Annotated in this window: 8 protein-coding genes; 1 reads left to right on the top strand and 7 read right to left on the bottom strand. The window is 62.8% G+C overall.

Translation table 11 applies throughout. The features are described from left to right. Positions 1-336: 336 nt before the first annotated feature. Complete coding sequence (gene dsbG / locus G3N59_RS36500) at positions 337-951, top strand: thiol:disulfide interchange protein DsbG (protein ID WP_205987861.1); 615 nt, start codon at positions 337-339, stop codon at positions 949-951. A 292-nt stretch (positions 952-1,243) separates the two neighbouring features. Here the strand turns inward: dsbG and G3N59_RS36495 are convergent, their stop codons facing one another. From G3N59_RS36495 to G3N59_RS36465, 7 genes are all read right to left on the bottom strand, one after another. Further along, on the bottom strand, positions 1,244-2,191 hold the full coding sequence (locus G3N59_RS36495; protein WP_205987860.1) for a DUF1571 domain-containing protein: 948 nt from the start codon (positions 2,189-2,191) through the stop codon (positions 1,244-1,246). Positions 2,192-2,280: 89 nt separating this feature from the next. Next, complete coding sequence (locus tag G3N59_RS36490) at positions 2,281-4,044, bottom strand: AMP-binding protein (RefSeq protein WP_205987859.1); 1,764 nt, start codon at positions 4,042-4,044, stop codon at positions 2,281-2,283. 145 nt (positions 4,045-4,189) lie between these two features. Next, positions 4,190-5,257: an alpha/beta hydrolase gene (locus tag G3N59_RS36485; protein WP_205987858.1), complete on the bottom strand. Its 1,068-nt coding sequence runs from the start codon at positions 5,255-5,257 to the stop codon at positions 4,190-4,192. A gap of 34 nt (positions 5,258-5,291) precedes the next feature. After that, entirely contained in the window at positions 5,292-6,221 is a 930-nt protein-coding gene (locus G3N59_RS36480; RefSeq protein WP_205987857.1) for an alpha/beta fold hydrolase, read from the bottom strand. Between the two features lie 6 nt (positions 6,222-6,227). Beyond that, a complete protein-coding gene (locus G3N59_RS36475) occupies positions 6,228-7,130 on the bottom strand; it encodes a metal-dependent hydrolase (protein ID WP_205987856.1) in 903 nt (300 codons plus the stop codon). Next, positions 7,127-8,065 (bottom strand): SDR family NAD(P)-dependent oxidoreductase, encoded by a 939-nt coding sequence (locus tag G3N59_RS36470; RefSeq protein ID WP_205987855.1) that lies wholly within the window; start codon positions 8,063-8,065, stop codon positions 7,127-7,129. Before G3N59_RS36470 ends, G3N59_RS36475 begins: the two co-directional genes overlap by 4 nt. A gap of 35 nt (positions 8,066-8,100) precedes the next feature. After that, positions 8,101-9,681, bottom strand: coding sequence for an NAD(P)/FAD-dependent oxidoreductase (locus G3N59_RS36465; RefSeq protein ID WP_205987854.1), 1,581 nt, complete (start codon positions 9,679-9,681; stop codon positions 8,101-8,103). Positions 9,682-9,942 lie beyond the last annotated feature (261 nt).

Raw genomic sequence — 9,942 nt, 5'->3', positions numbered from 1 at the left:
TGAAACAACTCCACGCCGATGATAGTGCGGATTGCCCGTGTGAAAGTAGGTAATCGTCAGGCTCCTTATGCAGTACGTCCAGAACCCCGGTTGCTCCAAGCGAGAACCGGGGTTCTGGCGTTTACGCGCGTGGAAAAACACGCGCACATCGCATCGATCGTGCGAGTTCTCCGCACGCCATTCCTCATCTCCCGCAAACCCTCACCTTTCCCGCGCTGCCTGACACGCACGCCATATTGGCGTCAGGGGCACGCCACGATTGAGCCCTAAGATACGTGGCTCCGCGTCGGGGCTCGCGTTCGCTGCAAGCCCGCGCGAGCACTATCGAGGTGAACAATGAAGAAGTGGATTTACAGCCTGATTGCGGCCGGCGCGCTGAGCGCATGGGGCGCCGCCCCGGCGATGGCCGCCGACGAACCCGCATGGTTGCCTGCTGCCGCCGCTACGCGTTTGCAAAGTGCGAGTGCGATCGTCGAAGGCGCAAGTGGAGCGAACGTCAAGTCGACGCTTTACGTCTTCATGGACCCGAACTGCATCTTCTGTCATCTGGTCTGGAAGGCGCTGCAGCCATATGAAGCGGCAGGTCTGCAGGTTCACTGGATTCCACTCGGTTTTCTGAAGCCCGATTCGCCCGGCAAAGCGGCAGCGCTGCTGCAATCGAAGAATAGCGCAGCACTCCTGAACGAACTGGAAACGCACTACTCGGAGAAAGACGAATCGGGTGGCATCGCGCCGCTCGCGCACATTCCGGCAGCGGCACAGGCGCAGATCGACAGCAATACGCAGCTGTTTCAGGACCTGGGCTTCCAGGGCACGCCCACGATCATCTATCAAGGATCGGGTGGCCGTTGGGCCGATATCGACGGTGTGCCCAAGCTCAGCATGCTGCCAGGCATGTTGAATCTGCCGGCGCAGCCCGTGACGGACCCGGAACTGCAAAAGTACCGCTAAACCCGTGAGGTGAGTCATTCCAGGAGCAGCGCTCGATGGTGAGCGCATCGGCGTATGGTGAGGTCACCGCAACCCAGTGATGGTGAGGAATTCCAGGAGTCGACGTGCCTGGAAATGCAAAGTGAGCGCGCGAGTCAACCACGCGCTCACCGTAGCGCCGATCACCGGGCAATTTGTGAAACTAACGATATGTGCCGACCACCATCCATCCGCATTTCGAAGCGGTGAAGACACTGCGCACCGCTTCGATCACCGTCATCAAGCTCCCGAAAACACTCACCTCAAACGCACCTTAGAACTTGTAGTCGGGGTTCTTCGGATCAAATGCCTCGGCATCGAAACTCTTCGGCGTGATGTTGTCGATCACGATCTTCTCGAACATCTGCCCATCGTCGCCATATGCTTCGACCGTGCGGAAGTACGGATGACGCAGATCGAGCCCAAGCGTCTGCTTCTTCGCGTAGAACTGCGGCTTGCCGCTCGGCGACACGTAGGTCAGCGCTACCACGCGCACACCGTTGACCGTTTTCACCTCGACATCGGGCTTGTAGGGCGCGCCCACTTCCACATACTTCTTCGCATCGGTCATGAACTGGCTCACGATAAATTCGGTGCCCAGATCCGTGATCTTGTGATTCGACTGCGCGCGCGCGAGCGTGCCGTCGAGCGCCGTCCACATCGGCATCACGCCGAGCAGGCCGCCCAGATGGCCATACATCTCGTCGGTTTTCTTCGACGCGTCATAGATCACTTCCTCGCCCGAATGCTCGCCGTCGGGCAGCCATTTCGCGTAGATACGCAGCGGATCGTGCTCGAGCTTCACGAGCATATGCGCCGGTTTGCTCGGCCATTTGCCGTTCAAGCGCTCCCAGCGCGACAGCGTGAATTCATACGACGGATAACCTGACGGCCCGAGCTTGATCACCGTGGGCACCACAAGCGGATCGAGCGTCTGGAACAGCGCCGTAAGTTGCGCATCGTCCATCTTCACGAGCGCGCCGCTTTTCTGCGCGCGCTGCAGCCATTTCACCTGCTGATCGACGGACAGTTTGCTCACCTCCGCCGCGGCGTTACCCGATGATGGAGCGGCCGCGCTGCCCTGCTGCGCGTTAGCCTCGGCGTTGGGGCTGGCGTCGTCCTGCGCGAACGCCGTGGCGCAAGCCAAAGCAAACGCCGCGCAGGCGATGGGGGCGGCCAGGCGCAGCGCCCGGGCAACCGGCTTCGATGCGATCGTGCTCATGATGTGTCTCCCTGTTTCGATGCTTGTCAGTGCTTGTGTGAGTCAAACGAAAGAGCAAAGCGAAAAAAGCAGAACGGCCAGGACGTCGTTCAATGCGCGCGTTGCTTCGCGATTTCCTCGTCGCGCAGCGCACGGCGCAGAATCTTGCCGACATTGGTTTGCGGCAGCGCCTCGCGAAACTCCACGGCGCGCGGCACCTTGTAACCGGTGAGTTGCTTGCGGCAGTGCGCGATCACCGCATCGGCCGTCAGTGACGGATCGCGCGCGACCACGAACACCTTCACGCGCTCGCCCTGCACGGGATCGGGCACGCCGATGGCCGCCACTTCGCGCACATCGGGATGCATCGCCACCACTTCCTCGATCTCGTTCGGATACACATTGAAGCCCGACACGATGATCATGTCCTTCTTGCGATCGATCAGGCGGATAAAGCCCTGCGCATCCATCACGCCGATATCGCCGGTCGCAAGCCAGCCATCGGCGTCGAGCACCTGAGCGGTGTCATCGGGACGATTCCAGTAGCCGAGCATCACCTGCGGCCCCTTCACGCACAATTCGCCCGCTTCGCCCACATTCGCCCAGCTACCGTCTTCACGGCGGAAGCGCACCTGCGTGGACGGCACGGGCAGGCCGATCGAGCCCGCGAAATCGCGCATATTGCTAAGATCGACGGGATTGGTCGCCACGATAGGCGAGCATTCGGTGAGGCCATAACCCTCGACGATCGGCTGTCCCGTCACGGCCTTGAAGCGATCGGCGACGGCCTTCTGCGTGGCCATGCCGCCTGCCATCGCCAGTTTGAGCGCGGAAAAATCGCGTCTGCAGAACTCGGCGTCGTCGAGCAGTGCGTTGTAGAGCGTATTGATGGCGGTGATACCGGTGAACGTTTCGCGGCGCAGGATCATCATCATGCGCTTCGTGTCGCGCGGATTCGCAATCAGGATATTACGTCCGCCCAGGCCCAGAAAAATAAGCGCGTTTACCGTGAGCGAATAGATGTGATAAAGCGGCAGCGGCGTGAGTACGGTTTCGACTTCGCCCGTCAATTGCGACGCCGACCACGCTTTCGCCTGCAAGACGTTAGCCATGATGTTGCGATGCGTGAGCATTGCGCCTTTGGCTACGCCGGTCGTTCCTCCGGTGTACTGAAGAAAGGCGAGATCGCCGTTCGTGCGCAAGGCGGGCGCAAGCGTGCGGCGCGCGCCGGTTTGCAGTGCATCACGCAGACGCACGGCGTTCGGCAGCACGTACTTCGGCACCATCTTCTTCACGCGCTTCAGCACGAAATTGAGCAATCGACCCTTGAAATTAAGGCCATCCGCGAGAAGATCGCCCAAACCCGTCACGGCAATATGCTCGACGCGCGTGCCCGCCAGCGCTTCCTGCAGCGTCTTCGCGAAGTTCTCGAACACGACGATGGCGCGCGCGCCGCTGTCTTTGAGCTGATGCGCGAGTTCGCGCGGCGTATAGAGCGGATTGACATTGACGACCACGGCGCCCGCCTTGAGCGCGCCAAATAGCGCAACGGGATACTGAAACGTATTGGGCAGCATGATGGCCACGCGCTCGCCAGGCGCGATACCTACGCCTTGCAGCCACGCGGCGAACGCTTCGGCCTTGCGAGCCAGCGCGCCATAAGTCAGCGACGATCCCACGCTCACATACGCAACGCGATCGCGAAACTGCGCAACGCAATCGTCGAAGTAGTGCGTAATCGTTTCGTACTCTGAAACGTCGATTTCGGGCGCAACGCCTTTGGGATAGGACGCGTACCAGATGCCGTCGGTGTCGGGCGCGGCGTGGCGCGCAGTATCCACCGGCGCCGTCTGCGTTTGCAGTTGGGCTGCCATGGCTGTCTCCAATATGTTTTTTGTGGTGAATCGCGACGCCGCGCGTTGCTGGAAAGCCGTGCGCCGCCGCCACTCACGATAACAAGTTCACCTCCCGATCCGCACGCTTTACGACCGAGCAGTCGCTCTAGCCGCGCGCTTACATTTATATTGCGGCACGACGTTGCAGCATCTCCGGCGCGAGCGCGGCGTCGGCGCTGTCGCTCTGGTCGACCGCAATGGCGCGCTCGCCTTGCGCCTGCGTCGTACCGGCGATGGCCGTGCGCAGCCATTCGTAGGTGGTCGAAGGCGCGGTGACCGGCAGCATGTGCCCGCCCTCCACGACCTTGAGCGTCACGCGCGTCGATCGACGGCGCAGCGCATCGCCGTGGCGCGCCCAGTTCAGCACGATATCGCCGCGCCCGAACAGCACATCCACAGGAACGCTCAGTTGTGCATAGCGTTGTTCCATCTGTGCGAGATCGTCGGAGTCTTCGATCGCAACAAGATCGCGCGAGCCATTGATAAAGCCGCCAGGGCGCAAGCTCAACAGCGCGCCGCCACGCGTGCGGAAATCTTCGGGCACACGCTCGGGCGCGAACACTTGCCTGAGCGTCGGAGTGCTGGTGGCGAGACCGAACGGCGTCGCCAGCGTGCGGGCGATAAAGCGGCGCACCGCGTTCGAGCGCAACACCAGCGCACGAAACGCCTTGGGCACTTCCGTCTGCACATGCGTGAGCGGCGCGATCAGCGCAATGCGCGCGACGGTGTGTGCATGGTCGAGCGCCACCGCGAGCGCAATCGCTCCGCCAAGCGAATGCCCGACCAACACGGGCGCGTGCAGATCGAGCTTCTGCATGAAGCGCGCAATCAGCGCGGCTTGCGTGCGGATATTCGCGCTGGCCTGCGCACTGCGCGTGGAATAACCGGAGCCCGGCCGATCGACGAGAATCACGCGATGCTCGCGCGCCAGCGCTTCGAGCGGCAGATAAGCGAAGTTGCGCATCTGCCCGCACAGGCCGTGCACAAACACGACGGCCGGCTTGTCGCGGCTGCCAAGTTCGACGTAATGCAGACGTTCGCCATCCACGTCGATCAGACGGCCGTCCATTGGCACGGTCTGTTCGATGCGGCGCGTGGCGCGTCGCGTGAAGAGCATGAGCAGCACGAGCGTGACGCCGATAGCAGCGATCACGATGATTCCCGTCAACACGGGCAGAGCGATTGCGTTCACGCGATTCTCCACAGGCAGGATGGTTATTGGTCGTTCAGAGATCGAGCTGGGCCGCGTGCGTTTCCTCGCGCTTCGTCCACGCGATGAAACGCTGCACGCGCGCGGCGATCAGCGGCGCATCGCGCACCACGGTCCAATGCGGCGCGTCGATCCACTCACGACGATGCCGCCCGAGCCACTGGCCCACGCCCTCGGTCAAGGCGGGCGTGACGTAGCGATCGAAACGCGGCACGACGATCTGAACGGGCACCTCGGTGCGGCGTTCGCGCGGCATTCGCGCACGTTCGATGAAGTTCGCGCGATAGAGCTGGACGCCGTTGATGCAGTTGCGCAACTGGTCGGGATCACGCTGGGCGCGCACGCCTTCGGTCTTGCGCAGCCACCACGGCCACAGCGCCGCGCCACCAAGCCGCCACACCAGTTGCGGCACCAGCGGCAGATGAAAGAACGCGATGTACCACGAACGCAGCGATTGCTTGAGCCCGAACTTCGCACGAAATACGTGATCGAGACAGGGCCCGGAAATCGACGTATACGAGGCGATGCGAGCGGCGTTGGCCGGATCGGTCACGGCTTCCCAGCACTGGATCGAGCCCCAGTCGTGCGCGACCAGATGAAACGGCTGTGCGCCGCACGTGGCGTCGGCTACGGCGATCAGATCGCGCGCGAGTTGCGCGAGCTTGTAGCCGGCGCGGGCGCACGGCGCTCCTGATGCGCCCATACCACGCACGTCGTAGGCAATCACCCGAAAGCGCGTTTCCAGTTCGCGACGCATGCCGTCCCAGACGCGCGCCGAATCCGGATAGCCATGCACGAGGATCAACGGCGGCGCATCGTGCGGCCCGCTCGCATACACGGCGAGCCGCACGCCATCCGAAGCGTCCACGTCGAGCCGTTCCAGCACGGCGGCGGGCGCTTCACGCTCGCGCCCGCCGCCACGCGGCCCATCGCTTAAGGTCCGCATGAGCGTTCAGGCTGCGCGCGGCGTGCTGGCCGGATGCAACGGCACGCGACGCGGTGCGGCTTGCGCAGCATATTGCGCGTTAGTCTCGTCGATCTGCGCGATGAGTCCGTTGATCCGTTCGAGGTGCTTACGATTGTTGTGGTCCCACGGATGGAAGCCGGGCTTGAAAAAGCGCAGCCATTCCATCGCGATGCCGGGGAACACACCATGGCGCGGACCATAGAGGAACTTGAACAGCTTCCAGTAACCGCTGAACTTGCCGATACGGCGCTTGTGCCGGCGCATCAGCGCGAGGTGATAGTCGAACACGATCACCCAGAACAGCACCGTGGTCGCCAGCATCGTGCCGGTGCGCATCAGATAGCGCTTCGGCCCCGGCTTGATGACGAGATTCCAGACATCATAGGACACCGATTTGTGCTCGGTTTCTTCGAGCGCGTGCCAGAGCCACATCTGCTTGTAGCCTTCCACCGATCCTTCGATACGCGTGCCGGTATCGGCCAGCAGCAGATCGGCGAGCATCGCGGTGTAGTGCTCGAGCGCGACTGTCTGCGCGAGTTGGAGCGAAGGCGGCAACACCTTGCGCGCGAAGTTGAGGATCGCCCACAGACGCTTGTCGAGCTTGTGCGCGGGCAGCCCGGCGGACTGCAGCAAATCGTTGTATTCGACGTGCTCGCGCGTATGCATCGCTTCCTGACCGATGAAACCCATCACCTGCTTCTTGAGTTCCGGGTCTTCGATACGGTCGCGATAGTGGCGCACCGAATCCATAAAGAAGCGCTCACCCGCCGGAAAGAGCAGCGAAAGCGCGTTGAAGAAGTGCGTCACGGGCACGCCTTCGACGTGCCAGTCGCATGCCCGTTCGGGCGGTAACGCGAAACGGACGTCGCGTCGTACTGGCATGATCATGCTGTTTCTCCCTGATTTTTGCCTGCGTTGTTATTCATGGTGCGGCCGTTGAGCATGGCCTCGCGTTCGGCGCGTCGTGCGCGCTTGCGCGCCTTGGCGGCTTCGCGCCGCGCGCTCATCACGACGAGCGCCTGGTAAGCGGCGGGCAGCGAGCGCGCGAGCCAGTCGGCGGCGCGTGCGTCGCGGCCGATCAGCACGCGGCGCGCATTGCGGCGCACGCCGTTGAGAATGGTGCGGGCGGCGTCGTCGGCGGTGGTGATGAAGAACTTCTCGAATTCGTCCTTGCCCTGCTGCTCGCTCGCCACCATGAAGCCGACCATATTCGACGCCACGCGGCTCGCCTGGGCGATGTTGGTGCGAATGCCGCCGGGGTGCACGCAGGTCGCGGAAACGCCGCAGCGCATCATGTCGAGTTCCTGGCGCAGCGATTCGGTAAAGCCGCGCACGGCGAACTTGGTGGCGTTGTAGCCGCTCATGCCAGGCTGCGCAAACAGCCCGAACACGCTCGACGTATTGACGATATGACCTTCGCCCGAGGCCTTCAGATGCGGCAGGAAGGCCTTGGTGCCATGCACGACGCCCCAGAAGTTGATGTTCACGATCCATTCGAGATCGCTGTACGACATGCCGTCGATGGTGCTGGAAAGCGCCACGCCCGCGTTGTTGAAAACGAGGTTGATGCGACCGTGCGCGGCGGCGGTTTCATCGGCCCAGGCGAACATCGCGTCGCGATCGCCTACGTCGAGTTCGCGGGTCGTCACGCGCACGTTCGGCGCGAGTGCGCGCACGATGCGCTCGGTTTCGGCAAGGCCGACGGCGTTCTTGTCGGCCAGCGCGAGATGGCAGCCGGCGCCCGCAAGCTGCACGGCCAGCGAGCGGCCCATGCCCGAACCCGCACCCGTGATCGCGGCGACCTTGTTGTCGAAGTGCTTCATATCCGTTCTCTCCCTGAGTCGATCAGCGGGCCGCTTCAGGCGGCCTCGGTCGTTTGCGTGGCCACCGCGAGCGGCGCGGGCGCGGCTTCATGCTGCGGCGCGCGGAACACCTGATACTCGGCGATGGAAAAATGCGCGGTCGCGCGACGGAAGCGCCACGTAAAGCCCGGCCAGAGCGTGGTGTTTTTGCCGTTGCGCGGATCGAGATACCAGCTCTTGCAGCCGCCCACCGACCAGATCGCGCGATCGAGCTTCTGCTGGATGCGCTCGTTGTAGCGCGCTTCCACCTGCGGGCGCACTTCGATGGAATCGGCGCGATCTTTCTTCATCGCATCGAGCGCGCCGAGGATGTATTCGATCTGCGACTCGATCATGAACACCATCGAGTTATGGCCAAGTCCCGTATTCGGGCCGACGACCATAAAAAAGTTCGGATAACCAGGCAAACTCGTACCCAGATACGCATGCGCACCGTTGCGCCATGTATCGACGATATCCACGCCGCCGCGCCCGAGAATCGTGCCCGGCGCGAACGGATCGGCCACCTGAAAACCGGTGCCGTAGATCAGGCAATCGACTTCGTGATGCTGGCCGTCGGCGGTGATCACGCCGGTGGCGTCGATGCGCTCGATCGCATCGGTCACCACCTCCACGTTGGCGCGCGTGAGCGCGGGGTAATAGTCGTTCGAGATCAGCACGCGCTTGCAGCCGATCGTGTAATCGGGCGTGACGGCCGCGCGCAGCGCCGGGTCCTTCACGTGATGCTTGATGTGGCGCACCGCGATCTTCTGCACGTTCTTCATCAGCGAGGGATGGATCGCGAAACCCAGCACGCGCGACTCCAGCATCCAGTACAGACCGGTGCGGGCGATCTTCTGCGTGAACGGCAGCGAGCGGAACATCCATTGTTCGAACTTCGAGAGCGCGCGGTCGGGCTTGGGCATGATCCACGGCGGCGTGCGCTGGAACAGCGCGAGCTTGTCGACTTTCGGCGCGATCTGCGGCACGAACTGGATCGCGCTCGCACCCGTGCCGATCACCGCCACGCGCTTGCCTTCGAGCGCATAACCGTGATCCCAGTGCTGCGAATGGAACGCCTTGCCCTGAAACGTTTCCACGCCGGGAATCGCGGGCAGCGCGGCGCGCGAGAGGCCGCCCATCGCCGAAATCAGCACGCGCGCCGCAACGCGCCGTCCGTTGGCGAAGGCGAGGCGCCAGCAGTGCGCGGCTTCGTCCCAGCGGGCGCTCGACAGTTCGTGATCGAAGTTCAGCCACGGCGAGAGACGGAACTTGTCGACGCAACGGTTCAGATAGGCGCGGATTTCCGGCTGGGGCGCGAACATGCGCGTCCAGCGCGGGTTGGGCGCGAACGAAAACGAATACACATGCGATTGCACGTCGCAGGCGCAACCGGGGTAATGGTTGTCGCGCCAGGTGCCGCCCACCGAGCCGGCTTTCTCGAATACGGCGAAGTCGGTTTCACCGCGCTGGAGCAGGCGGATCGCCATGCCAAGGCCGGCAAAGCCGGTACCGATGATGGCAACGCCGATCGGCTCGCCAGAATCGGCAAAACGGCCGTCGCCGGCCCCATCGAAAAACCGGGTGGGTGCGTTCATCCGGAGCGTCTCCCTATGGTTCATTCTTAACTGTTACATTGAATGATGTAAACATAGTGCGCGAGACGCCCGCGCGCAAGAGGCTAGAGGGAGCATTCCAAGAATTTCGCGCGGACTTTAAGACACGCGAAAACGCCCGACTGTATTGGGTTTCAGGGTTTGGAAGGGCGTTCGGAAGGGAGGGAGAAAGCGAAGAAAAAACGGGGGCATAAGAAAAAAGCGCGGTGCTGAGCCGCGCTTTTCAGATCCCGCAGCGCAATA

The organism is Paraburkholderia sp. Ac-20340 (assembly GCF_017104965.1).
Taxonomy (GTDB): domain Bacteria; phylum Pseudomonadota; class Gammaproteobacteria; order Burkholderiales; family Burkholderiaceae; genus Paraburkholderia.
Note: the sequence above shows the minus strand (reverse complement) of the source record. Positions and strands in the feature narration are given on the sequence as shown.